General features: G+C 66.6%; 26 protein-coding genes. 15 read left to right on the plus strand and 11 right to left on the minus strand.

Annotation, left to right across the window (positions count from 1 at the left end; all coding sequences use genetic code 11):
• Position 1 precedes the first annotated feature (1 nt).
• The 8 genes from ISP25_RS08780 to ISP25_RS08815 all read left to right on the plus strand — a co-directional run bounded on the left by ISP25_RS08780 (position 2) and on the right by ISP25_RS08815 (position 6,427).
• Complete coding sequence (locus ISP25_RS08780) at positions 2–838, plus strand: helix-turn-helix domain-containing protein (RefSeq protein ID WP_404613254.1); 837 nt, start codon at positions 2–4, stop codon at positions 836–838.
• A gap of 84 nt (positions 839–922) precedes the next feature.
• On the plus strand, positions 923–1,060 hold the full coding sequence (locus tag ISP25_RS08785) for a hypothetical protein (RefSeq protein WP_404613256.1): 138 nt from the start codon (positions 923–925) through the stop codon (positions 1,058–1,060).
• A complete protein-coding gene (locus ISP25_RS08790) occupies positions 1,057–2,094 on the plus strand; it encodes an alpha/beta fold hydrolase (RefSeq protein ID WP_404613258.1) in 1,038 nt (345 codons plus the stop codon). The genes ISP25_RS08785 and ISP25_RS08790 overlap by 4 nt, the downstream gene beginning before the upstream one ends.
• Entirely contained in the window at positions 2,091–3,131 is a 1,041-nt protein-coding gene (locus ISP25_RS08795; protein WP_404613260.1) for a saccharopine dehydrogenase NADP-binding domain-containing protein, read from the plus strand. The genes ISP25_RS08790 and ISP25_RS08795 overlap by 4 nt, the downstream gene beginning before the upstream one ends.
• A gap of 65 nt (positions 3,132–3,196) precedes the next feature.
• A complete protein-coding gene (locus tag ISP25_RS08800; RefSeq protein ID WP_192154256.1) occupies positions 3,197–4,063 on the plus strand; it encodes an acyl-CoA thioesterase in 867 nt (288 codons plus the stop codon).
• Positions 4,064–4,337: 274 nt separating this feature from the next.
• Entirely contained in the window at positions 4,338–4,730 is a 393-nt protein-coding gene (locus tag ISP25_RS08805; protein WP_192154255.1) for a putative signal transducing protein, read from the plus strand.
• A gap of 59 nt (positions 4,731–4,789) precedes the next feature.
• Positions 4,790–5,494 (plus strand): arginyltransferase, encoded by a 705-nt coding sequence (locus ISP25_RS08810; RefSeq protein WP_192154254.1) that lies wholly within the window; start codon positions 4,790–4,792, stop codon positions 5,492–5,494.
• A gap of 51 nt (positions 5,495–5,545) precedes the next feature.
• On the plus strand, positions 5,546–6,427 hold the full coding sequence (locus ISP25_RS08815) for a diguanylate cyclase (RefSeq protein ID WP_404613263.1): 882 nt from the start codon (positions 5,546–5,548) through the stop codon (positions 6,425–6,427).
• Here the strand turns inward: ISP25_RS08815 and ISP25_RS08820 are convergent.
• From ISP25_RS08820 to ISP25_RS08835, 4 genes are all read right to left on the minus strand, one after another.
• A complete protein-coding gene (locus ISP25_RS08820; RefSeq protein WP_404613265.1) occupies positions 6,417–7,943 on the minus strand; it encodes an FMN-binding glutamate synthase family protein in 1,527 nt (508 codons plus the stop codon). The two genes, ISP25_RS08815 and ISP25_RS08820, sit on opposite strands and share 11 nt — an antisense overlap.
• A 59-nt stretch (positions 7,944–8,002) precedes the next feature.
• Positions 8,003–9,184 carry a formate-dependent phosphoribosylglycinamide formyltransferase gene (purT, locus tag ISP25_RS08825; protein WP_404613267.1) on the minus strand — a complete coding sequence of 394 codons (1,182 nt, stop codon included), beginning with the start codon at positions 9,182–9,184 and terminating at the stop codon, positions 8,003–8,005.
• Positions 9,185–9,307: 123 nt separating this feature from the next.
• Complete coding sequence (locus ISP25_RS08830; protein WP_192154243.1) at positions 9,308–9,634, minus strand: PQQ-binding-like beta-propeller repeat protein; 327 nt, start codon at positions 9,632–9,634, stop codon at positions 9,308–9,310.
• 49 nt (positions 9,635–9,683) lie between these two features.
• Entirely contained in the window at positions 9,684–10,064 is a 381-nt protein-coding gene (locus ISP25_RS08835; RefSeq protein ID WP_404613269.1) for a DUF423 domain-containing protein, read from the minus strand.
• Between the two features lie 151 nt (positions 10,065–10,215).
• On the opposite strand from ISP25_RS08835, the gene ISP25_RS08840 reads away from it, so the two are divergent.
• Both ISP25_RS08840 and ISP25_RS08845 read left to right on the plus strand, forming a co-directional pair.
• Positions 10,216–10,830: an SCO family protein gene (locus ISP25_RS08840; protein ID WP_404613271.1), complete on the plus strand. Its 615-nt coding sequence runs from the start codon at positions 10,216–10,218 to the stop codon at positions 10,828–10,830.
• The gene (locus tag ISP25_RS08845; RefSeq protein WP_192154239.1) at positions 10,827–11,270 is read left to right on the plus strand and encodes a copper chaperone PCu(A)C; all 444 of its coding nucleotides are present in this window, start codon (positions 10,827–10,829) and stop codon (positions 11,268–11,270) included. The genes ISP25_RS08840 and ISP25_RS08845 overlap by 4 nt, the downstream gene beginning before the upstream one ends.
• A 78-nt stretch (positions 11,271–11,348) precedes the next feature.
• Here the strand turns inward: ISP25_RS08845 and ISP25_RS08850 are convergent, their stop codons facing one another.
• The 7 genes from ISP25_RS08850 to ISP25_RS08880 form a co-directional block, all read right to left on the minus strand.
• On the minus strand, positions 11,349–12,203 hold the full coding sequence (locus ISP25_RS08850) for a cytochrome c oxidase assembly protein (RefSeq protein ID WP_404616291.1): 855 nt from the start codon (positions 12,201–12,203) through the stop codon (positions 11,349–11,351).
• Between the two features lie 64 nt (positions 12,204–12,267).
• Positions 12,268–14,187 (minus strand): GldG family protein, encoded by a 1,920-nt coding sequence (locus ISP25_RS08855; protein ID WP_404613273.1) that lies wholly within the window; start codon positions 14,185–14,187, stop codon positions 12,268–12,270.
• A 1-nt stretch (position 14,188) separates the two neighbouring features.
• Positions 14,189–14,923, minus strand: coding sequence for an ABC transporter permease subunit (locus ISP25_RS08860; protein WP_404613275.1), 735 nt, complete (start codon positions 14,921–14,923; stop codon positions 14,189–14,191).
• Positions 14,920–15,855, minus strand: coding sequence for an ABC transporter ATP-binding protein (locus ISP25_RS08865; protein WP_192154233.1), 936 nt, complete (start codon positions 15,853–15,855; stop codon positions 14,920–14,922). Before ISP25_RS08865 ends, ISP25_RS08860 begins: the two co-directional genes overlap by 4 nt.
• Before the next feature lie 194 nt (positions 15,856–16,049).
• Complete coding sequence (locus tag ISP25_RS08870) at positions 16,050–17,405, minus strand: SRPBCC family protein (RefSeq protein WP_225578097.1); 1,356 nt, start codon at positions 17,403–17,405, stop codon at positions 16,050–16,052.
• Between the two features lie 243 nt (positions 17,406–17,648).
• Positions 17,649–18,290, minus strand: coding sequence for a response regulator (locus tag ISP25_RS08875; protein WP_192154231.1), 642 nt, complete (start codon positions 18,288–18,290; stop codon positions 17,649–17,651).
• Positions 18,291–18,411: 121 nt separating this feature from the next.
• Positions 18,412–19,641 carry a sensor histidine kinase gene (locus ISP25_RS08880; RefSeq protein ID WP_404613278.1) on the minus strand — a complete coding sequence of 410 codons (1,230 nt, stop codon included), beginning with the start codon at positions 19,639–19,641 and terminating at the stop codon, positions 18,412–18,414.
• A gap of 187 nt (positions 19,642–19,828) precedes the next feature.
• Between ISP25_RS08880 and ISP25_RS08885 the strand changes: the two genes are divergently transcribed.
• Genes ISP25_RS08885 through ISP25_RS08905 form a run of 5 tightly spaced genes read left to right on the plus strand, consistent with a single transcriptional unit; the run spans position 19,829 to position 22,929 of the window.
• Positions 19,829–20,446 carry a GNAT family N-acetyltransferase gene (locus ISP25_RS08885; protein ID WP_192154227.1) on the plus strand — a complete coding sequence of 206 codons (618 nt, stop codon included), beginning with the start codon at positions 19,829–19,831 and terminating at the stop codon, positions 20,444–20,446.
• Between the two features lie 8 nt (positions 20,447–20,454).
• Positions 20,455–21,210: a septum site-determining protein MinC gene (minC, locus tag ISP25_RS08890; protein WP_404613280.1), complete on the plus strand. Its 756-nt coding sequence runs from the start codon at positions 20,455–20,457 to the stop codon at positions 21,208–21,210.
• A gap of 55 nt (positions 21,211–21,265) precedes the next feature.
• Positions 21,266–22,084, plus strand: coding sequence for a septum site-determining protein MinD (gene minD, locus ISP25_RS08895; protein ID WP_192154223.1), 819 nt, complete (start codon positions 21,266–21,268; stop codon positions 22,082–22,084).
• Between the two features lie 4 nt (positions 22,085–22,088).
• The gene (gene minE, locus ISP25_RS08900; protein WP_192154221.1) at positions 22,089–22,364 is read left to right on the plus strand and encodes a cell division topological specificity factor MinE; all 276 of its coding nucleotides are present in this window, start codon (positions 22,089–22,091) and stop codon (positions 22,362–22,364) included.
• A 37-nt stretch (positions 22,365–22,401) separates the two neighbouring features.
• The gene (locus tag ISP25_RS08905; protein ID WP_404613283.1) at positions 22,402–22,929 is read left to right on the plus strand and encodes a hypothetical protein; all 528 of its coding nucleotides are present in this window, start codon (positions 22,402–22,404) and stop codon (positions 22,927–22,929) included.
• Positions 22,930–22,942 lie beyond the last annotated feature (13 nt).

The following is a 22,942-nucleotide window of genomic DNA, read 5'->3' on the forward strand; positions in this document are numbered from 1 at the left end:
CATGTCGGAGTTCAAGGTCCAGTCCTTGCTGAAGTCGACCACCGTTGCGGTGCACGACGTGTGCTGCCGCGGCGAGTGCCGTCATCGCAGCGCCGAGGAATGCGCATCTTCCACCCAACTGGTGTTCCCTTATCGCGGGCTGTATCTGCGCCATGTCGGCAGCGTCCAGTCGGTGGCCGACGCCAATCATGTGCTGTTCTTCAATGCCGGCGAGGGTTACCAGGTCAGCCATCCGGCGACCGGCGGCGATGCCTGCCTGTCGCTGACGGTGTCGCAATCGCTGCTGCGCGAGCTCGCGCCCGCCGCGATGTTGCAGCGGCGCGACCAACCCGTGTTTCATCACCAGGCACTGCGCATCGACGAACGCGCCCAGGTGCTGGTGGCGCTGCTGCGCCACAGTCTGCGTCACGGCGGCATCGAGCCGCTGGAAGCCGAGAGCCTCGCCCTGACCCTGGTCGGCCGCAGCCTCGGCCCGCGCACCACCCACGCGCCCGGTGCGACTCCTGCGCGACGGCGGCTGGTGGATCGGGTGAAGCTGCTGCTCGCCAGCGACCTCACCCGACGCTGGACGCTGGCGGAGATCGCGGCGGAAATCGGCGGCTCACCGGTCTACCTCACCCAAGCCTTCCAGCAGGTCGAAGGCATGCCGTTGTACCGCTACCACCTGCGCCTGCGCCTGGCGCGCGCGCTGGATCTGATCGCCGACTGCGAGGATGTCGCTGCACTGGCACAGGACCTGGGCTTCTCCAGCCACAGCCATTTCAGCTCGGCGTTCCGCCAGGCCTACGGGCGCACGCCCTCGGAATTCCGCCAGGCCGTGGTCGCCGGCATGCTGTGAATCGCTAAAGATTCTGACAGCCGCCGCCGGCGGCTGGTGGTCTCCTATCCCTGCCCGATCGTGGGCATCTGCCGGAAACCCGCCATGAAAGAAACCACCTGTGCCGCCTGCGACTACCCGCTCGACGGCAACGCCATCGCAGTCACCATCGGGGGCCGCACCGTCGAAGTTTGCTGCGAGGAATGCGCGCAGAAGCTGCGCGAAGCGGAGGTCCGCTCGTGAGCAGCGAAACGTCGATATTCGCCAATCGGCAGGCGCCGGGCATCTCCCGGCGCCGTTTCCTTGCCCTCTCCGCCGGCGCGCTGGCCGGCGTATGTGCCGGCAGCTACGCCAGCGGCATCCGATTGCCATCCCCGCGCGCCGACAAGACGGCGATGGATGCAGCGCGCTTCCATGCCCTGCGTCGCTACACGCAAACGGCGTTCGGCCGCATCGCCCATGTCGAACAGGGCAGCGGACCGGCGGCGTTGTTCCTGCACGGCTTTCCGCTCAATGGCTTCCAGTGGCGTGGTGCGCTCGACCGGCTCGCCGCGTACCGGCGCTGCATCGCGCCCGATTACCTCGGACTGGGCTATACCGAGGTTGCCGACGGGCAGTCCTGTGCACCGCAAGCGCAAGTCGCCATGCTTGTCGCCCTGCTCGACGCGCTCGGCGTCGAACACGCCGATGTGGTCGCCAACGACAGCGGCGGCGCAATTGCGCAACTGCTGCTCGCGCATCATCCCGAACGCGTGCGCAGCCTGCTGCTGACCAATTGCGACACCGAGCTGGACTGTCCGCCGCCGGCGCTTCTTCCGGTGATCGCGTTGGCGAAGCAAGGGCGCTTCGTCGACGACTGGCTGGGCAAGTGGCGCCACGACCACGTGCTCGCGCGATCGGCGGCCGGCATCGGTGGCATGTGCTATGCCGACCCCGCTGACCCCACCGATGAAGCCATCGAGACGTACTTCGCGCCGTTGCTGGCCTCGCAGCGCAGCCGCGACTGCGCGCATGCCTATGCCACTGCCTTGGAACACAACTCACTGTCCGGCATCGGCCCCGCGCTTGCCCGGTCCCGCGTGCCCGTGCGCATTGTCTGGGGCGATGCCGACACGATCTTTTCCGCCAACAATGCGGACTATCTCGCCCGCGCCTTCGGCCATTCGCTGGGTGTGCGCCGGCTGAAGGACAGCAAGCTGTTCTGGCCCGAGGAACGCCCGGACGTGATCGCCGAGGAAGCCCATCGACTGTGGACCACGCAAGGAGACAAAGCATGACGACGCAAACTTCCCGCCGCATTGCGGTATATGGCGCCTATGGCCATACCGGCCGCTTCGTGGTGACCGAGTTGCTTCGCCGCGGCTTCGTACCGGTCGCCTGCGGCCGCGATGCGGCAGCCCTCGAGGCGCTCGCCACGGCCACCGGCGCCGAAGTGCACACAGCTTCCGCCGACGATGCGGCCGCACTGGATGCCGCCTTCGCCGGCACCGCCGCGGTGCTGCATTGCGCCGGCCCCTTCCTCGACACCGCCAAGCCCGTGCTGGACGCGGCACTGCGCGCGCGCATCCACTACCTCGACGTGGCGGCGGAGCAGCGCGCCGTGGCCGACACGCTGGCACGCGATGCCGAAGCCAGGGCCGCGGGCGTGACCGTGGTGCCGGCGATGGCCTTCTACGGCGGCCTTGCCGATCTGCTGGCCACCGCTGCGCTCGACGGCGCCACCGACGCGGATGCGATCGACGTCGCCGTGGCGCTCGACGGTTGGCACCCCACGCGCGGCACCCGCCTCACCGGCGACCGCAACCACTATCCGCGTACCTATATCGAACACGGCGAAACCCGCACCCTGCCCGATCCCGCACCGGTGCGCGAAACCGATTTTCCGGCCCCGTTCGGGCGACAGGAAACGGTACTGCTGACCTTGACCGAGGCTGTCGTGATTCCTCATCACCTCGCCTGCCGCAACCTGCATGCATGGATGAACCTGGCTCCGCTGCGCGACCTGCGCGACCCGGCCACGCCGCCGCCGGTCGGGGTCGACGACAGCGGCCGTTCGGCGCAGCGCTTTGTGATCGACGTGCGCGTGCGGCGCGGTCGCCATACCGGACGCGCCACCGCCAGCGGACACGATATCTACGCCGTCACCGCGCCACTGCTGGTCGAGGCGCTGCAGCGCATCCTCGACGGCCGGGTCCTTGGCTGCGGGGTGCTGGCTCCTGGGCAGGCATTCGACGTGCGCGACTTTCTGGCTGCGCTTGCGGCAGCCGGCGTCGCAGTGGCATTCGAGGCCGACGAGGAGAAGGAAATGGCCTAGGCACTCCCTGACGCAGTCTCCGAGGGCACCCCGGTATACTGGCGAACCCCCGCCAAGGACCCACCATGCGCGAAGAGCACGTCAACGAACTGGTCGAGCTGCTGCAGCTCGAACGGTTGGAGGACAACCTGTTCCGCGGCCAGAGCCGCGACATCGGCACGCGTTTCGTGTTCGGCGGCCAGGTGCTTGGGCAGGCGTTGTCGGCGGCACAGCAGACCGTCGATCCCTCGCGCGAGGCGCATTCGCTGCACGCCTATTTCCTGCGCGCCGGCGACATCGACGCACCGATCGTCTACAGCGTGGAGCGTGCCCGCGACGGCGGCACGTTCTCCTCGCGGCGGGTGCTGGCGATCCAGCACGGCCAGCCCATCCTGAACGGCTCGATCTCGTTCCAGGTCCCCGAAAAGGGCTTCGAGCACCAGACTGCCATGCCGGAAGTGCCCGCGCCGGAAGACGTGGAGACAATGCGCCCGCTACCGCCCGACGAACTGGCCAAGCTGCCGGTGAAGCTGCAGCGCTGGCTGGGCATCGACGGCCCGTTCGAGTTCCGCCTGGTATGGCCGCGCGACGAGATGCACCCGGTGAAACGGCCGCCGATCCAGCACATCTGGTTCCGCCTGGCCGCGCCGATCAGCGACTCGGCGATCCTGCATCGCGCCCTGCTCGCCTATGCTTCGGACTTCCACCTGATCGGCACTGCCACCCTGCCGCACGGCATTTCCTATCTCACGCACAACGTGCAGATGGCCAGTCTCGACCACGCATTGTGGTTCCACCGCCCGTTCCGGGTGGACGAGTGGCTGCTGTACTCCTTCGACAGCCCCACCGCCCAGGGCGGCCGCGGGCTGGCGCGGGGTCAGATCTTCGACCGCACCGGCCGACTGGTGGCCTCCACTGCGCAGGAAGGCTTGATCCGACTGCGCAGTGAGTGAGAACAAGAACCTGCGTATGGCCCCCAAGTACCCCGCGTTGTCATCGAATGGCCGTCAGATGGTGGCGCGTGGCGCCAGCCTGACCGGCCGTCAGGTCAAGCGGCGCACTGCCGCATGGCGGCCGCTCGATGACAACCCGAAGGGCCGGGACTGTTCGCCCCCGGCCCCGCGTCATCACTCACTCGTGGACCGACGTCCACTCCTTCGTTCTTCCTTGGCCTGCGCGCAAACAGCTTCCGGCGTGGGTACTTGGGCGTCATAAACAGGCTCTGACATGCGCCAGATCTACACCTCGCCCCGCCCCGGCAACATCGACCGAGTGGTCGCCCTGATGGCCGAGCACGGCATCGCCACCCAGGTGGAGAACCGCTCCAGTTGGCGCACGCAAGGTCATCGGCGCTTCAGTTACCAGGAGCCGGACAGCGCACGCGACCATTGGGAACAGGTGTGGATCACCCATGCCGACGACTACACCCGCGCCCGCGAGCTGATGCGCGGGCTGGGCATCGAACCGGTGGTGCGCTTCGGCCAGGAACTGGCTGCGGCACGCAACCAATCCCCGCAGGCACGTCGCAAGTACACCGTGGCACGCGTGCGCCGTATCGTGATGCTGGCCATATTGGGCGCCTTTGCGCTGCTGGTGTTGCGTTATACGGGAGTGCTCTGAGCACTCCGTTCCGTGACGCGGCATGCGCACCGCGCGATTTTCCGGCCTAGAATCGGGCCATGCGCTCCGAACAAGTCCGGCTGTTCCAGACCCTGCCGCACGCCTGCGGCTACTACGCCGAACGCACGGCGCAGAACCTGGTGCTCGACCCGGCGGCGCCTCAATTGGATCGGCTGTACGGCCCTGCGCTGGAACGCGGTTTCCGCCGTGCCGGTGGGCACCTGTACTTCCCGCACTGCCCGGAATGCCGCGCCTGCACCCCATGCCGCATCGACGCGCTGCACTTCGCGCCGGATCGTTCGCAGCGGCGCTGCCTGAAGCGCAATGCCGACATCACGGTCACCGAATGCCAGGCCGGTTACAACGCCGAGCGCCATGCGCTGTACGAAAAATACCTGCGCCATCGCCATCCCGGCGGCGGCATGGACGAGGCTGACGCCAGCGACTTCCGCCGCTTCCTCACCGCTCCGTGGAGCCCCACCGTGTTCCTGGAGTTCCGCCTGCACGGACGCCTGGTCGGCGTGGCAGTCACCGACGTCTGCCGCAGCGCCCTCTCCGCCGTCTATACCTTCTACGACCCCGACGACGAAGCCCGCGGCCTCGGCACCTTGGCCATCCTCCAGCAGGTGGAACTGGCACGGCAACGCCGCCTGCCCTGGGTTTACCTCGGCTTCTGGATCGAAGGCCACCCAAAGATGGATTACAAGCGGCGCTTCAGGCCCCTGCAGTTGCGCACGGCTGAAGGTTGGACGGTGATGCCTTGAAGGCGACAGCGCAACTCTTGCCCATTAACCGCGCCGCTCACGTGGACAACCATGGTTGACGACAAGACCACCATTGCACGCCCGAACGGCACCGCCGCCCATCCTCAATGGCAATCGACCGCCTGCCTCGTGCAATACAGCGGCACGAATCTCGGCAAGCGCTACGTGCTCGAGCACCCGGAAACGATCATTGGCCGCGCGCCGACCGTCGACATTTTCGTCAACGACCAGAGCGTGTCGCGCTCTCATGCCCAGTGCGTCCAGCAGGGCGACGAAGTGGTCATGGTCGACCTCGGCTCGTCCAACGGCATCTACATCAACGACCAAGAAGTCAGGGACCGCCAAAGCCTGCACGACGGCGACATCGTTCGCCTCGGCAACATCGTGTTCAAGTATTTCGCGCACGGCAATGTCGAGAATGTATTCCTCGACAAGATCTACCGCATGGCGACCATCGACGAAGGCACCGGCACCTTCAACAAGAAGTACCTGCTGGAATCGCTGGACAACGAGTTCAAGCTGGCGCGCGCCAGCGCGCTACCGCTTTCAGTCATCTACTTCGACCTCGACTTCTTCAAGAAGGTCAACGATACCTACGGCCATGGCGTCGGCGACGGCATCCTGCGCGAAACCGCGGCCATAGTGAAATCGACCATCCGCGCCACGGACATCTTCTGCCGCTTCGGCGGCGAGGAGTTCGTCATCCTGCTTCCCGGCACCGACGACAAGACCGCCGGCGAGATCGCCGAGCGCATCCGCGGCAATTTCGAAAGCCACACCTTCGACATCCAGGGCAACCTCATCCGGCAAACCGCGTCACTGGGCGTGTCGCAACTGGGCCCGGAAATGCCGACGCCGGAGTCCCTGCTCGAAGACGCCGACAAGAAGCTCTACCAGTCGAAGAGTGGCGGCCGCAACCGGGTCACGAACTGAGCCTTTCGGCGGCGCCCGGCGCTACCGGATACGGAAACAACTCCACCAGCGGCACGGAGATGCCGTCGTCTCCTACGACGCGGCAATGTGTGCGATCGAGCTGGCGCGGGTCGTCCACGCCGCAGCTGTGGGCGATGATGCCCACCTCGTACATCACGTTCTTCGCGTAGTTCGCCACCTTCTCGCTCTTGTCGGTGACCACCAGGCCGCGCTGCAACTTTGGGTTCTGCGTAGTGATGCCGGTGGGGCAGGTGTTGCGGTTGCACTGCAGTGACTGGATGCAACCCAGCGCCAGCATGAAGCCGCGGGCGGAGTTGACGAAGTCCGCGCCCATCGACAAGGCCCACGCCACGTCGTAGGCGGTGATGCGCTTGCCGGAGCAGATCACCTTGACGCGCTCGCGCAACCCCTTGACGACCAGGGTGTCAACCAGCGCGGGCAACGCCTCGTGCAAGGGCAGGCCCACGCCCTCCATCAAGGTCTGCGGTGCGGCGCCGGTGCCGCCCTCGGAACCGTCCACGATGATGAAGTCCGGCGCGCTCTCGATGCCGCGCCTGCGCACCTCGTCGCACAGTTCCTCGATCATGGCCATGTCGCCGAACACCGCCTTGAAGCCGGTGGGCTTGCCGGTGAGCTCGCGGATGTGATGGATGGCAGCCAGCAGTTCCGCCACATTGCCGATATCCAGGTGCCGGTTCGGGCTCTGCGAATCCTCACCCACGGGGATGCCGCGGATCTCGGCGATCTCCGGCGTCACCTTGGCCGCCGGCAACAGGCCGCCCATGCCGGGCTTGGCGCCCTGGCCGAGCTTGATGCTGACCATCTTCACCTGCTTGTGCGCGCAGATCGCAGTGAGCTTGGTGTCGTCCAGCTTGCCGTCCGGCGTGCGCACGCCGTACTTGGCGGTACCGATCTCGAACACGATGTCGCAGCCACCCTCGAGGTGGTAGGGCGCGAGGCCGCCTTCGCCGGTATCCATCCAGATGCCGGCCTTGGCGGCGCCACGCGACAGCGCGCGCACCGCAGGCGCACCTAGGGCGCCGAAGCTCATCGCGGAGATGTTGAAGAACGCGGCGTGGTCGTAGGGTTCGCGCGCATACGGGCCGATGCGCACCGGCTGCGGCTCCACATGGTGGTCGCCCAGAGCGGGAAACGCCGCGTTGACGAAAAACGGCACACCTTCGCCGCGCAGGTCGCGGGTGGAGCCGAAGGCGTTGGTGTTGTCCGCGTTCTTCGCGGCGCGGTACACCCACACGCGCTGGGCGCGGTTGAACGGCATTTCCTCGCGATCGCTGGAAAACAGGTATTGGCGGAAGAATTCGCCCAGGCGCAGGAAGCCGTAACGGAAGTGGCCGATCACCGGGAAATTGCGCAGCACAGCGTTGCCGGTCTGGTTGCGGTCCAGTACCCACACCGCCGCGATCACCACCACAACCACCGCCACCAGCAGCAGGAACAGCACCGCGAACGTCTGTACCAGCATCACCAGCCAGGGTGAAAAACCCGTCGATTCCATAAGCGCCTCCCGTGCGTTGCGAACCGGTCGAAGCCTAGCGCATCAGGCATGTCGCATGCCTACAGCTCCACGCGCAATTGCGCCGCCACGCGCACGGCCTTCGCGCGCGCCGCTTCGATGTCGCCATCGCGCGCCAACGTCACCGCCATGCGCCGCCGCCCCTTCACCTCGGGCTTTCCGAACACGCGCAACTGCGTGTCCGGTTCGGCGAGCGCCGCCGCCACGCCGTGGTAGCGCGGGGCGCAGCCCTCGCCCTCCACCAGCACCGCGCACGAAGCGGACGGCCCAAACTGGCGGATAACCGGAATCGGCAGGCCGAGAATCGCCCGCGCGTGCAGCGCGAACTCCGACAAATCCTGCGAGATCAGCGTGACCAGACCGGTGTCGTGCGGGCGCGGACTGACCTCGGAGAAGATCACCGCGTCGCCCTTGACGAAGAACTCCATGCCGAAGACGCCCCAGCCACCCAGCGCGTTCGACACTGCTGCGGCCTGGCGCTGCGCCTCGGCCAGTGCCTTGTCGCTCATCGGTTGCGGCTGCCACGACTCGCGGTAGTCACCATCTTCCTGCCGATGGCCGATCGGCAAGCAGAAGCTGGTGCCGTCCCTGTGGCGCACCGTGAGCAGGGTGATCTCGAAATCGAAATCGACGAAGCCTTCGACGATCACCCTGCCCTTGCCGGCGCGACCGCCGGACTGCGCGTAATCCCAGGCATGCTGCAATTCGGACTCGTCGCGCACCACGCTCTGGCCCTTGCCGGAGGAGCTCATCACCGGCTTGATGACGAACGGATAGCCGATGTCGGCCACCGCGCGGCGGTAGTCCGCTTCGTTGTCGCAGAAGCGATACGGCGACGTGGGCAGCTCCAGCTCCTGCGCGGCGAGCCGGCGGATGCCTTCGCGATCCATCGTCAGCCACGCGGCGCGCGCGGTGGGGATTACGTGCAGGCCCTCGCGCTCCATCTCCACCAGGGTGGGCGTATGAATCGCCTCGATCTCCGGCACCACGAGGTCCGGCTTCTCCTGCTCGATCAGCGCGCGCAAGGCGTTGCCGTCGAGCATGTCGATCACATGGCTGCGATGCGCCACCTGCATCGCCGGCGCAGCGGCGTAGCGATCCACCGCGATCACCTCCACCGCGTAGCGCTGCAGTTCGATCGCCACCTCTTTGCCCAGCTCGCCGGAACCCAGCAGCAGCACGCGCAGGGCATGATCGGAATGGGGCGTGCCAAATGGCTTCATCGGATTCTCCGGCGCGGGCAAAGCAGCATTGTAGCGGGCCGGGAAACGGTGTTCGGGGCCGCTCGGCAGGCCGGGCGGCGGCGTGGATTCGACTCAATGATCGCTGCCGGCTGCTGGTCGCGATTACCGCAACGCGGGGCCGCTGCGCGTGCCGTCACCGGCCATCACGAATACGCGGCCGTCGTGCCGGACCAGCACGGCAGCCGCGGCGTTGGCGTCGAAGTGGCGCAGCGGGCGTCCATCAGTCGCATCGTAGACAGTCAATCGCTCGCCCTGATCGTCGACAACAAACAGGCGATCGTAGCCGGCGTCGCCTCCGCCCAAGAACGTGCCGGATCCCGGCTGCGGTCGAATCAGGCCAAAGCCGTTCAATACGGTCACGACCAGCGCCGTCAGCATCACGGCAACCAGCCACCGCGGATGGGAATGCGGGATCGTGGCGAGCCTCATGGCCGCCATGTTCACCTGGCGGGATGACAGACGAGTGACGGGCCGACGGTCAGTCCGCGCGCCGACGCAGCGCCAGGCCGAGTGCGATCCATCCGATCACGAAGGCCACGCCACCGAACGGTGTGACGATGCCCGTCCAGTGCGGTGCGCCCAACGCCAGCGCGTACAGGCTCCCGCTGAACAGCACGATGCCCAGCGCGAACGCATACGCCGCGCAGCGGCCTGCGCGCCCGCGGCCCAGACCCACTGCCAGCACCAAGGCCAACGCGTGCCATGCGTGGTATTCCACCGCCGTGTGCCACAACTCGCGATGCGCCGGGTCGAGCACGTCGCGCAAGGCATGCGCACCGAATGCGCCGGACAACACTGCGCTGGCGCCGGCGATACCGGCAAGCAGGCCGGCACGGGATCGGACAGTTTGTCGCAGCATGGCAGGCTCCGAAAATGTGTGGCGCATTGCGCGAAGGCCGCCAGCCGTGGTTTCCGACGGCATGTCGGCGCCGGTGCGAGTGGCGAACACCATGGACGGTGCCCACCATCGCTGGCGTATGCTTGCGCGGTTGCAGTCCACGGATTCTCACATGAAGCTACCGCGTACTCCGCGCCTTGCGCTGTTCCTGCTGTCGCTGGCCGGCATCCTGCTGCTGTCCGCCTGCCACCACGGCAGCGACCTGCCGTTCAAGCTCACCGACATCGGCGGCCACATGCCGGACCTGCAGTTCCAGCTCACCGACGACAACGGCAAGCCGGCGAGCGCCGCCGACTTCCGCGGCAAGGTGGTGCTGCTGTACTTCGGCTACACGCACTGCCCCGATATCTGCCCGCTGACGCTGGCGCAACTGCACGCGGCGCTGCAGAAGCTGGGCAACGCGGCGGACGACGTGCGCATCCTGTTCGTCAGCGTCGACCCGGCCCGCGATACACCGGCCGTGATGCATGCCTACGTAAACGCCTTCGACAAGCGCGCGGTGGGCCTCACCGGCAGCGCGGGCGCGATCGAGGCATTGAGCAAGCGTTACCGCTCGGGCTTCACCCGCGAGCCCGCAAGCGATGGCGGCAACTACGAAGTCACCCACAGCTCGGCGATCTACGTGTTCGACCGCAATGGCCATGCGCGCGTACTCGACGCCAATGCGCCGCAGGAAGACCTGGTGCACGACCTCGGCCTGCTGCTGAGCAACGGAACTTCGCCATGAAGCGCATTGCTCTGCTGCTGGTCGGCTTGCTCGGCGCGGGTCTCGTGCATGCAGACACCACCCGCATCAGCGCCAGCCACGCATGGATTCGCGTGCTGCCCGGCGCACTGCCGGCCGGCGCCTATGTCGTGCTGCGCAACGACGGCGACAAGCCCGTCGCCCTGACCGGGGCAAGCACACCCGACTACGGCATGGCGATGCTGCACCGGAGTACGCAGTCCGGCGGCAGCAGCCGCATGGCGATGGTCGACGCGCTGCCAATTCCCGCCCATGGCACCCAGGCGCTCGCACCCGGCGGCTATCACCTGATGCTGATGGACGCCAGGCACCCGGTGCAGCCCGGCGACACGGTGCGCATCACGCTGAAGTTCGACAACGGCGTCACGCTGCCGGTGGATTTCATCGCACGGCCGGCAGGCGCGCTGGGCGATCAAGGTTAACCCGGTTGGAGCGCACCCTGTGCGCGATTGCCTTGCACTTCGATCGAGGCGTAAGGCAACGGCGCACAGGGTGCCCTCCTACGACACCGCTGCCGTGCGTGCCGGCCAGGTTTTGCGCGGCAAGCGCCCGCTGCGCGACAGGCGCAGCCACTGCCGCAGCGCCAGCAGCGCGCCGATGGACTCCAGCAGCGCCGCCGGCACCCAGGTGATCACGCCACCGACCATCTGTCCGGTGAGCACGTTGAAGGTGAAGGCGCGGCCGCAGATCTCGAAGATGGGATAAAGGTCGCTGCGCGAGAACGTGACGATGGCGCCAGCCAGGATCTGCGGCGCCATCGTGATGCCCGGCGACAGCACGCGCAGGCCCGCGCCCATGCGTCCCGGCGGATGCGGGCGATGGTCGAGGATCAACGACCAGTAGACGAAGCCGCTGAGCAGCATCGTCCAGTTCATGAAGCGATAGACACGCCAGTCCAGCATGGCCAGCGTCTGCATCGACGGCACCAGCCAGACCAGCACGAAGAACACGAACAGCAACGACGCCAGCACGGGCTGGAACAGCACGCCGCTGACGGCACGCCACGGCCACGAATGCCGCAACGGCTTCAACCAGCGCAGCCGCCAGCGCAATGGCAAGCCTGCACGCAACACACCGGCCGGGTACGAGGCACAGATCAGCAGTGGCGCCAGGTGATGCAGCAGCAGCTGCTGCAGGCGGTGCACGAGAAATTCGTGCTCGGCATAGAAATCGAGATAGGTCTGCAGCGTGAGCCAGATGATCGCCATGCCGGTCCAGAACGCCACGCGCCGGCCGATGCCCACATGGATGCACCGGGTGCCTCGCCAGTACAAGCCGGCGACCACAAGGAAACTCGCGAGGAACACCCACGAGAATTCCCACGGCACGATCCATTTGAGCAAGGTCGCCATCAGCCTAGTCTAGCCCTGGCCATGACACGCGCCTTGCGGCGGTTCGCCGCCTGAGCCGCCGTTACCATCACCTGCGCTGTCGATTGCGGCGCGTCCGGCGCCAGCCGTAGAGCAGCCCCAGCAGGGCCACCAGTACGGGCACCAGCACGATGTTGATGACCTTCAGGCGCACGCCCAACGCATCGATCTCGGCGTTGAGCTGGTGCTGCACGTCGCGCAGTTCCTTGTTGATCGCCAGCTGGCGTTGGCGGAACTGCTCGATCTCCTGCCGCTGCTCGGCGCCGACGCTGCCGGCATGGGCGCCGCTCTTGCCGGGTTGCAGTTCCTCCAGCCGCTGCCGCGTCTCGGCCAGCTCGCGTTCCAGCTCCTGTTCCTTCTGCAGGAACTTCTGGTCGGCCACGTTGCGCAACGCATCCACGCGCGTGAAAGCCCGCTGCGAGGTGGAACGCCCACGGATGGAGAGCAGCGCCGAGGAGCCGCTGAGATTGTCGACCAGGTTGCCGAGGAAATCGCCGTTGTTGGCGAACGGACGCATCATGGTCTGGCCCAGGATGGCCTGCGGTTCCACCCACAGGCGATCGCTGAGCAGGTCGGTGTCGGCGACCAGGATCACTTCATCGCCCGCTGCGGACTGCGCCAGGTGACCCGGCTGCTTCGCGCGCTCCGGAAAGGCACTGGCAAAGCTGCCGCGCAAACGCGCGGCAAACACGTAGTTGATGTTGTCCGGCTTGTAGTCCTGCAACAGCAACGAGGGATTGTCGCCTGCCTGCAGCACGCGCTGCACCGGCACTTCCTCCGCATCGTTACTGCTCTGCAACAGAGGAATCAGCCGCGTGTTCGCGTTCGGCGCAAGATCGAAATGTCCGGCGGTGGAGAGGTCGAGCCGTTGCAGGCTGGCGGTGACCACGTCGTCATGATTGAGCTGCTGCGCGTCCAGCCAGAGCATGGCGGGATGGCTGACGCTGTTGCCACCCAGCTCGATGCTGAGCGCATGCGAACGGTCCAGCACCACCTCGTGCGGGTCGTAGCGCACGCCCCAGGCCGCGAACAGCCGCGGCAGGTCGGAACTGTGGTCGGGCGGCAGTGCGGTGGCCGGGTCGCCCTGCGTATCGTCGAGTTCCGCGTAGGGATCGACGAACACCACCAGATGGCCGCCGCGCAGCACGTACTGGTCGATGGCGTACAGCGCATCGTCCGACAGGTGCTTCGGGTGAATCAGCAGCAGCACGCGGATGTCGGCCCCGATCTGCTTGAGGCTGCCGGGATCGATCGTTTTCACGTCGAACAACTGTCCCAGTTGCTGCAGCGCCAACCACGGCTGCTGGCCCAGCACCGGGTTGCCCTCCACCGGCAGCGAGCTGATGACGCCGATGCGCGGCTTGCTGCCCTGGTTCAGTTCATACAGCAGCTTGGCGACGTCGTACTCGAGGAACGACTCGCGCTTGGGGTCGAAGAACGCGATCGCCAGCGAGCGCTCCGGCGCCACGCTCTCGGCCACATCGCCCTCGATGCCAGGGGGGAACGCGCTGCCGGCAAGTCCGAAGAACACGCGCTCGCCGTTGCTGCCGCCGCTGGCCGGGGTGAGGCCGGCACCCTCGGCGCTCGCCTCGTCGTCGGAATACGGCACAGGGTCGATCACCGAAAGCTGCACGCGGCCGTGCGAACGGGCGGCGATTTCCTGCAACATGTCGCGCACGCGCTGCTCGTAGCTGCGCAGCACGGGCAGATCGCGGGTGGCGTGCTCGGAAAAGTACAGCGTGAGCCGCAGTGGCCGCTGCAAGCCGTCGACGATCTGCAGGGTGCCGGGCGAAAGCGTGTACAGCTTGTCGGCGGTCAGGTCGACGCGTCTCGCGCGCAGCCAGTGCCCGCTGGACACGACCAGCGAGACGACGGCCACGGTCAGCAGCGCCAGCGCGACATAGATCACCGCGCGCCGGCTCACGCGCCATGGCGCGGTGAATGCCCTGGACAGTCGTGGGCGAGGCATCTCAGCGCACCCGTTTCAGTTCGAGCAGCAGCACACCGGCGGCCAGCCACCCCAGCGTGCTCAGCAGGAAGTAGGCCAGGTCACGCAGGTCCAGCACGCCACGTGCGATCGCCTCGAAATGCCGCAGCATGCTGAGGTAGGCCAACGCGTTGATGAGCCGGCGCGGAAGAGCGCCGGAGAAGAAGTCCAGCACCTGCGGTTGCCCGGCCAGTATCAGCAACACGCAAACCACCGCGGTGAGCACGAAGGCCACCACCTGGCTGCGGGTGAGCGCGGACAGGCAGGCGCCGATCGCCACGAAGCTGCCCGCCATCAGCCAACTGGCGAGGTAGCCCGCGAAGATCACACCGTTGTCGGGCGTGCCGAGGTAGTTCACCGTAAGCCAGATCGGGAAGGTCAGGGCCAGCGCCAGCCCGATGAACAGCCATGCGGCGAAGAACTTGCCCAGCATGGCCTGCCACAGCGTCAGCGGCAGCGTGAGCAACAGTTCCAGCGTGCCGCCCTTGGCCTCCTCCGCCCACATGCGCATGGTGACCGCCGGTACCAGGATCAGGTACAGCCACGGGTGCATGGTGAAAAACGGCTGCAGGTCGGCCTGGCCACGCTCGTAGAAGTCGCCCGCGTAAAACGTGAGGATGCCCGCCAGCACCAGGAAGATCACCAGGAACACCCAGGCCATCGGCGTCACGAAAAAGCTGCGCAGCTCGCGCCGCATCACCGCGCTGACCGGGCTCATGCACCTGCTCCGTTCGGCGCCGTGGTTATCTGGCGGAACACCTCGTCCAACCGGCCGCGCTCAAGCTGGATCTCGGAGACTTCCAACCCCTGCTCGCGCAGCAGCTGCTCCACCGGTTCGAGGATGCGTACACCGGGCTTCGGGAACACGGTGATGCGCCCATCCAGCGGATCCACCTCGATCGCCGCCACTTGCGGCAGCCGCCCCAGCATTTCCTGCGACACACCACTGCCCGGCGCACTGAACGACACCGCGCCGTGGTAACGCGAACGCGCCTCCAGTTCGGCCGGTGTGGCATCGGCCTGCAGACGGCCATGCGCGAGGATCACCACGCGATTGCACAGCGCGTGCACTTCCTCCAGCAAATGCGTGGAGATCAGGATGGTGCGTTCGCGCGCCATCGCGTCGATCAGCTGGCGCACCGTGTGCTTCTGGTTGGGGTCGAGGCCGTCGGTGGGTTCGTCCAGCATCAGCACCGGCGGATCGTGCAGGATCGCCTGCGCCAGGCCCACGCGCCGGCGCAGCCCCTTGGACAGCGTGTCGATGCTGGTCTCCAGCACGTCCTCGAGTTGCAGCCAGCCCACTACCTCGTCGAAACGGCGACGCCCCATGTCGGCGCCCAGCTTGCGCATGCGCGCAATAAATACCAGGAACTCGCGCACCGTCATCTCGCCATAACTGGGCGCCCCTTCGGGCAGGTAGCCCAGTGCGCGGCGCGCAGCCAGCGGCTCGCGCTGCACGTCGTACCCGCATACCCGCGCGGTGCCCTCGCTGGGTGCGAGGAAGCCCGCGATCATGCGCATCGCCGTGGACTTGCCCGCACCGTTGGGGCCGAGCAGACCCAGCACTTGCCCGGGCTCGGCGCGGATGCTCAACGCGTCGACCGCGGTGAGGTTGCCATAGCGTCGGGTGAGTCGTTCGGTTTCGATCATGGATGGGCGCGCGGAGATATCAACGCAATGTACCGCATGAAGGCCGGAAGGTTCCTTCGCAAGCATGGGTACGGACATAAAACGGCAGGACCGTCCTTTTGTCCGCTGCTTGATGCCAAGGATTGCACACAGGTGACGCGCAATAGAAAAGGCCCTTCCGGAGAAGGGCCTTTCGATGGAACGGCAACCGTGGATCAGTTGCTGGCAGCGGGGGCCGCGGCGGTACCCGCAGGCGTCGGCGCGGTACCCGCGCTGGCCGGAGCCACGTCCAGTGTCGGCTGCTTCATGCCGGCGGCCTGCTCCGGGGTCTGGTCCGGCGCATTGCTGAGCGGCAGGTACACGTCGAACTCGGCGTAGCTGGTGATGTTGCCCTGCGCGTCCTTCACCTCGGGCTTGGCGAGAATGTCGTAGCTGCGGTTCAGCACGTCGTCGTACTTGTAGCCGTGGGTCAGCGCATAGGCCTTCAGCTCGTCGCGCGTCTGCGGCACGCCGGCGGCGGTGCCGTTCCACACGCCTTCCAGCGCGGCGCCGCCGAATGCCAGCGTGGCGCGCACGTCGCCGTCCACCACGAGGCGGCCGTACTTGTCGTGGTCGCCGGGGTTCAGCGCGGGAGCAGCCGGGGCGGCGGCAGTGCTGGCGTCGGCCGGCGCATTGGGGTCCAGCGCCGGCGTGGTCGGCGCAGTGAGCTGCTGGGCCTGGCCATTGACGTTGACGCTGCTCGAATCGATCGGCATCGCCACGTCGAAGGTGTACGTGGTGTCGCCGTAGTTGGTGGTGAAGATAATGCGCGGGCCCGTGACGTTCACGCCCAGCTTCTTCGCCGTAGCCAGGATCTGCGCCACCGACTTGTTGATGGTGTCGTTCAGGCCGTCGATGCCGTCCTTGCGCTGGATCGAAGTCGACACCAGCAGTACCGGCGCCTGTTCGGTCTGGCGGATGTACGGGACCAGGTCGCCATAGCTGACGTTCGGCACCGCGGCCAGCACGTTCTGCAGGTTGTTCAGGCCGAACTCGATGAAGGAATCGGGATCGCCGTGGATATACAGGTTGGCGAAACGGTTCACCAGGTTCCAGCCGTACTTCACGTCGTACGACCAGGTGATGTTGGTGAGCTGGTTGCGGTTGCCCTGGCGCTCCAGCGCGAAGGTGAAGGTCTTGTCGTAGCCCTTCCAGCCGTTGTCGATGTCCCACACGACCTGCGCGGTCTTGGCGGTGCCGTCGACCTTGTTGAAGTCCGGGGTGGCACTGTCGATGGTCAGCGAGCCGTTGCCGATGGCGGGTTCGCCGCTGGCCCAGCTCACCTCGGCGCCGGGGCCGAAGGCCTTGCCGGAATAGGTGTACTTGATCTGCGGATCGCGCGAGGTCAGCACCGAGAACTCGGGCAGGCGGCGGAGGTTGTCCACCACGTCGTAGACCTGGCGCATGTCCTTGCCAACCACCAACGAACGCTCGATATGGCCACTGCCAGGCATCACCACCGCGGCAACCACGCCGATACCGACGACGATGGCGCACGCCGCCAGGAATTCAAGAACACGAACACGCATCATTACAGGGTCTCCGAGCGTTTGTTACGCGATACTCAGGTATGGCCCCAGCCATCGCGTGAACCAGACGGCAGCTCGTCCGCAGGGATGATGGCGGGGGTCGGCAAGCGCCGAAGGCTTGGATGTTACTTGTTCAGGCGCAGGAACGCTATCGGGTTCCCGCAAGCCGCCTAGACGGCCATAAAAGCCTTGCAGCAAGGGGCGCGGCGCAGCATCCGCCGGCGCATGGAGGCGCATCCGCCTTGCTCAGACGATGCCAAGCTCCAGCGCCTTGAGCACAGCGCGTGTACGGTCGCGCACGCCGAGCTTGGAAAGGATATTGGAGACGTGGTTCTTCACCGTGCCCTCGGCCACCTTGAGCGAGTTGGCGATCTCCTTGTTGGAGTAGCCGCCGGAGAGCAGGCGCAGGATCTCCGTCTCGCGCTCGGTCAACGGATCGGGCTGCTCCAGGCTGGTGAACTGGTTCTGCATACGACCCACGCCGGCCAGCAGGCGCTGGGTAACCATCGGCGCCACCAGCGAACCGCCGGCAGCCACGGTACGCACCGCCTCCACCAGTTGCTCCAGCGAGACGTCTTTCAGCAGATAGCCGCGCGCGCCGGCCTTCAGACCCTGCAGCACCAGCTGATCGTCGTCGAAGGTGGTAAGGATGATGGTGGGCGGCAACTCGTTGCGGGCGGACAACGCCTGCAGCACCTCCAGTCCGCTCATGTTGGGCATGCGCAGATCGAGCAACACCACGTCGGGCTTCACCCGCGGGATGTCCACCACCGCCTGCGCGCCGTCGGCGCATTCGGCCACCACACGGATGTCCTGCGCCAGGTCGAGCAGCGAGCGCACGCCTTGGCGTACCAGGTTCTGGTCGTCGACGAGACAGACGGAAATCATCGCGTACCCTCGAAGCGGTCGTCGTTGCGGCGAACCGGCACACGACAGGGGAAACAAGGTGGAATCCGAACCGGGCCATTCTGGCATGGCCCGGGCGGGCGGCACATCGGCAAAACGCACATTACGGCATGCTCAACGCTGGCGGCACACCGCGCGACGGCGCATGGGCCAGCTCCGGCTGCTCGCCCAGCGGCAATCGCACGGTAAGCGCGAAACCCTCGCCCGGCGCGGTTTCCAGCGCCAGGCTGCCGCCGAATTCGGCCAGCCGCTCGCGCATGCCGGAGAGGCCATTGCCCGCCGCCGGCCGGGTGGCGCCGCGGCCGTCGTCGCGCGCATGCAGGCCCAGCAGGCTGGGCCCGGCGTAGGCGAAGGTCAGCCACAGGTTGCGCGCGCTGGAGTGTTTGGCGGCGTTGGTGATGATTTCCTGCGCGCAACGCAGCAACACCTGGGCCCGGCGCGGATCCTCCACGCTGAAGCGCGGCGGCATCGACACCTGCACATTCAGCCCCGGCACGCCTTCGGTGAGGCTGCGCAACGCCTGGGTGAGGTCGATCGCGTCGTCCTGGCGCAGTTCGCTCACCGCCTCGCGCACGTCGGCCAGCAAGTGTTTGGCGGTGGCCTGCGCCTTGCGCACGTGCCCGACGGCATCCTCGTTGCAGACGTGGCTGGCCACCTCGAGGTTCAAGCTCAACGCGGTGAGATGGTGGCCGATCAGGTCGTGCAGCTCGCGCGCGATGCGCATGCGCTCGGCCAGCCGGCTGGATTCGGCCAGCAGCGCGCGGGTGGCGCGCAGCTCGGAATTGAGCCGGCGCAAGGCCTCGCGTTCGTCGGTCTGCTGGCTCGCCACCACCGACGCGACGAAGGCCAGCGCGCAGATGCCCAGGTAGATGATGGTCTGCAGGAAGGCCAGCGCCAACGAGGGAAATTCCGGAAAGCGCGAAAACACCGCCACCAGGCAGGCGTTCTGCAGCACCATGCACAGCACGCCCAGCCAGAACGGCAGCAGCCATGGCAGCACCATCGCCATCAACGCCAGAAACATCGCGGTGAGGCCGCTGTGGCTGTACCAGCCGATCGCCAGCGACGCCAGCGTCATCAGCATCAGGCCAAACAGGCGCAGGCCGAGGTGGCGCCGCGAGCCGAGGTCGTAGGTCACCGCCCAATACAGCACGCCGAACACGAGGTAGCAGATCGACCATAACAGCAAGGCGAAATCCGAACGGTGCAGCAGGTTCAGGCGATCGGTCGCCCAATGCGTGAGCAACGGCGTGCCCACGCAGAGATAGGTGAACAATCCGGCAAAGCGCAGCAGCCGGATATGGCTGAAATTGACTTGGAACATGTCGCGCATGATTGGCCACGCGCCAGGCGCGCGCAATGCGCGGGAAGTCATCCATGCCGAAAGGCAGGGGAGCTTCGTTTTACGGCGTCTTTACATGTGGCGGCGCGAGGTGTGCCCCCGGCGGGTGCATGCCATAATACGTACTTGACGCGAGGCCATGCCGGCCTTGACGCATCTTCATCCTGCGGAGCAACGAATGGCCCTCGCCATCCGCGACGTCAGCGAGCACGACCTGGACGCCGTGCTGGCCCTAAACAACGCCGGCGGTCAATCCATCATCGCCCTCGACGCCGTGCAGCTGCGCTACTTTTTCGAGCGCGCCGATTACTTCCGCGTGGCCGAAATCGACGGCCACCTCGCCGGCTTCCTGATCGGGCTGCGCGAAGGCGGCGACTACCAGAGCCCGAACTACCGCTGGTTCGGCGAACGCTATCCGTCATTCCTGTACATCGACCGCATCGTGGTCGCCAACGCCTACCGTCGCCACGGACTGGGCCGAATCTTCTATTGCGATGTGACCAGCTACGCCGAGGTGCGCGTGCCGCAGCTCACCTGCGAGGTCTTCCTGGAGCCGCGCGACGACGTGATCGTGCTGTTCCATGGCACTTACGGCTTCCAGGAAGTGGGACAGCAACGCATGGGACCGAAGGGCCGGCAGGTCAGCCTGCTCGCCAAGGAACTGCCGAGCTACGCCTATGTGCGCGAGACCTGGCTGGCGCACGGCGGCCTCCCCGACGTGCCCTGGCTGGCCGAGCGCCTGCATTCCACCCCGACATCCGACCCGCGCCGTGTTGCCGGGGAGCGCCACGCTTGAACGCAAAAATGGATACCTCCGACGCCTGCGACCTGCGCTTCGGCCAGGTCGGCATCGCCAACGTGCGCATCAAGCGCGTGGACGCCGCCGCACTCTGCGAAGAACTGGAACGCCGTGTACGCACCGCGCCGCAACTGTTCGCCCGCGCCGCCGTGGTGCTGGATCTCAGTCCGCTGCTGAAGCTGCCCGACGACGGCACCGTCGACGCGCTGCTGGAGGCCGTGCGCAGCGCCGGCATGCTGCCGGTGGGCCTGGCCTACGGCACCAGCGAGACCGAAGCGCTGGCCAGGCGCATGGGCCTGCCGCTGATCGCGAAGTTCCGCGCCGCCTACGAACCGGCTGACGGCGACGTTGCCGTTGCACCGGCCTCCGCCCCGGCGCCGGTGCGCGAAGTGGTGCGTGAAGCGGCGCCGGTTGAACCCGCCGCCGAACGCGTGGCAAGCACGCTGCATCACGATGGCACCGTGCGCTCCGGTCAGCAGGTCTACGCACGCGACCGCGACCTTGTGGTCACTGGCACCGTGGCCAATGCTGCCGAGGTGATCGCCGACGGCGACATCCACATCTACGGCAGTTTGCGCGGCCGCGCCATGGCCGGCGCGCAGGGCGACACCGACGCGCGCATCTTCGTGCACGACTTCCGCGCCGAACTGGTGGCCATCGCCGGCCACTACCGCGTGTTCGAGCAGATTCCTAAAGACCTCGAAGGCCAGTCCGTGCGATGCTGGCTGGAAGGGGAAAAGCTGCTGCTGGCCAAGCTGTAACCTGCCGCAAACGCAACTACCATAACGACAATAAACGTAACCGGGAGATGGTTCCTTGACCGCTGAAATCATAGTTGTCACCTCGGGCAAGGGCGGCGTCGGCAAGACCACGACCAGTGCCTCGCTCGCCACCGGCCTTGCGATGGCCGGCAAGAAGGTCGCGGTGATCGACTTCGACGTCGGCCTGCGCAACCTCGACCTCATCATGGGCTGCGAACGCCGCGTGGTGTACGACTTCGTCAACGTCGTACACGGCGAGGCCACGCTGAAGCAGGCGCTGATCAAGGACAAGCGCCACGAAAATCTCTTCGTGCTGGCTGCCAGCCAGACCCGCGACAAAGACGCGCTGACCCAGGAAGGCGTGGAGAAAGTGCTCGACGGCCTCTCCGAAGAAGGCTTCGACTACATCGTGTGCGACTCGCCCGCCGGCATCGAGAAGGGCGCGCACCTGGCGATGTACTTCGCCGACATGGCCGTGGTGGTGGTCAACCCGGAGGTGTCCTCCGTGCGCGACTCCGACCGCATCCTCGGCCTGCTCGCCAGCAAGACGCGACACGCTGAACGCGCCGATGGAACCACCGTCAAGCAGCACCTGCTGCTGACCCGCTACAACCCCTCCCGCGTGGCCAGCGGCGACATGCTCAGCGTGAAGGACGTCGAGGAAATCCTCGGCATCACCGTGGTCGGCGTGATCCCCGAATCGGAACAGGTGCTGGCTGCCTCCAATTCGGGCGTACCGGTGATCCTCGATCAGGCCTCCAATGCCGGCCATGCCTACCACGACACCGTGGCCCGCATCCTCGGCGAGGAGCGTGCCCTGCGCTTCCTCGAGGTGCCGAAGAAGGGTTTCCTGCAGCGCGTATTCGGAGGCTGAGCCGATGGGCATTCTCGACTTCCTGAAACGCAAGCCCGAACCCACCGCCGGCGTCGCCAAGGAACGCCTGCGCATCATCGTGGCGCAGGAACGCTCCACCCGCGGCGGCCCGGACTATCTGGCGACCATGCGCAACGAGCTGCTCGAGGTCATCAAGAAGTACGTGAACGTCGACATCGATGCCATCAACATCAACGTCGAACGCGATGGCGGTCACGAAGTGCTGGAACTCTCGGTGGCGCTGCCAGAGGGCAAGGCCGTGTCCACGCCAGCCGGCTGATCGCAACGCCGCCCGCCAAGGTGGGTAACGTTTTGCCATGACCGACGCCCACTCAGAGCCTGGCGTGCTGCGCCTCGCCGACACCGGCGAAGCGCAGCCTGCCGCCCTGCTCGCCCGCTATGGCCTTGCGTTGCGGCGCGTGGCCGACGCCGCGCCGATTCCCGGCAGCTACTGGGGCGACGAGGAGGCCGGCATCATCGGCCATACCGTGTACGCGCGCGGCGACACGCCGGTGCATTCGCTGTTGCACGAGGCCTGCCACCTGATCGTGCTGCCATCGGAACGGCGATCCGCCGTGCACACCGACGCCACCGATTCCATCGAGGAAGAAGACGCCACCTGCTACCTGCAGATCGTGCTGGCCGACGAGCTGCCCGGTGTCGGGCGTGCGCGCCTGATGGCGGACATGGACGCCTGGGGTTACAGCTTCCGGCTTGGTTCCACCCGCGCGTGGTTCGAGCAGGACGCGGAGAACGCGCGGTGCTGGCTGGTCGAGCGCGGGCTGCTCACGTACGAAGGCAAGCCTTCCGCTCCGCCTGACGTTACGATGCGCGCTGCCGACTGACTCCCTATCATTT

Source organism: Rhodanobacter hydrolyticus (assembly GCF_044904645.1).

Coding starts and splice junctions, on each gene's coding strand:
- ISP25_RS08835 (WP_404613269.1), bottom strand. CDS start 10,064: ATGCTGCGACAAACTGTCCGATCCCGTGCCGGCCTGCTTGCCGGTATC.
- ISP25_RS08820 (WP_404613265.1), bottom strand. CDS start 7,943: ATGGAATCGACGGGTTTTTCACCCTGGCTGGTGATGCTGGTACAGACG.
- minC (WP_404613280.1), top strand. CDS start 20,455: ATGGATACCTCCGACGCCTGCGACCTGCGCTTCGGCCAGGTCGGCATC.
- ISP25_RS08810 (WP_192154254.1), top strand. CDS start 4,790: ATGCGCTCCGAACAAGTCCGGCTGTTCCAGACCCTGCCGCACGCCTGC.
- ISP25_RS08785 (WP_404613256.1), top strand. CDS start 923: ATGAAAGAAACCACCTGTGCCGCCTGCGACTACCCGCTCGACGGCAAC.
- ISP25_RS08780 (WP_404613254.1), top strand. CDS start 2: ATGTCGGAGTTCAAGGTCCAGTCCTTGCTGAAGTCGACCACCGTTGCG.
- ISP25_RS08870 (WP_225578097.1), bottom strand. CDS start 17,405: ATGATGCGTGTTCGTGTTCTTGAATTCCTGGCGGCGTGCGCCATCGTC.
- ISP25_RS08795 (WP_404613260.1), top strand. CDS start 2,091: ATGACGACGCAAACTTCCCGCCGCATTGCGGTATATGGCGCCTATGGC.
- ISP25_RS08865 (WP_192154233.1), bottom strand. CDS start 15,855: ATGATCGAAACCGAACGACTCACCCGACGCTATGGCAACCTCACCGCG.
- ISP25_RS08875 (WP_192154231.1), bottom strand. CDS start 18,290: ATGATTTCCGTCTGTCTCGTCGACGACCAGAACCTGGTACGCCAAGGC.
- ISP25_RS08830 (WP_192154243.1), bottom strand. CDS start 9,634: ATGAGGCTCGCCACGATCCCGCATTCCCATCCGCGGTGGCTGGTTGCC.
- ISP25_RS08860 (WP_404613275.1), bottom strand. CDS start 14,923: ATGAGCCCGGTCAGCGCGGTGATGCGGCGCGAGCTGCGCAGCTTTTTC.
- minE (WP_192154221.1), top strand. CDS start 22,089: ATGGGCATTCTCGACTTCCTGAAACGCAAGCCCGAACCCACCGCCGGC.
- ISP25_RS08815 (WP_404613263.1), top strand. CDS start 5,546: ATGGTTGACGACAAGACCACCATTGCACGCCCGAACGGCACCGCCGCC.
- ISP25_RS08840 (WP_404613271.1), top strand. CDS start 10,216: ATGAAGCTACCGCGTACTCCGCGCCTTGCGCTGTTCCTGCTGTCGCTG.
- ISP25_RS08800 (WP_192154256.1), top strand. CDS start 3,197: ATGCGCGAAGAGCACGTCAACGAACTGGTCGAGCTGCTGCAGCTCGAA.
- ISP25_RS08880 (WP_404613278.1), bottom strand. CDS start 19,641: ATGCGCGACATGTTCCAAGTCAATTTCAGCCATATCCGGCTGCTGCGC.
- purT (WP_404613267.1), bottom strand. CDS start 9,184: ATGAAGCCATTTGGCACGCCCCATTCCGATCATGCCCTGCGCGTGCTG.
- ISP25_RS08905 (WP_404613283.1), top strand. CDS start 22,402: ATGACCGACGCCCACTCAGAGCCTGGCGTGCTGCGCCTCGCCGACACC.
- ISP25_RS08885 (WP_192154227.1), top strand. CDS start 19,829: ATGGCCCTCGCCATCCGCGACGTCAGCGAGCACGACCTGGACGCCGTG.
- ISP25_RS08855 (WP_404613273.1), bottom strand. CDS start 14,187: ATGCCTCGCCCACGACTGTCCAGGGCATTCACCGCGCCATGGCGCGTG.
- ISP25_RS08805 (WP_192154255.1), top strand. CDS start 4,338: ATGCGCCAGATCTACACCTCGCCCCGCCCCGGCAACATCGACCGAGTG.
- ISP25_RS08845 (WP_192154239.1), top strand. CDS start 10,827: ATGAAGCGCATTGCTCTGCTGCTGGTCGGCTTGCTCGGCGCGGGTCTC.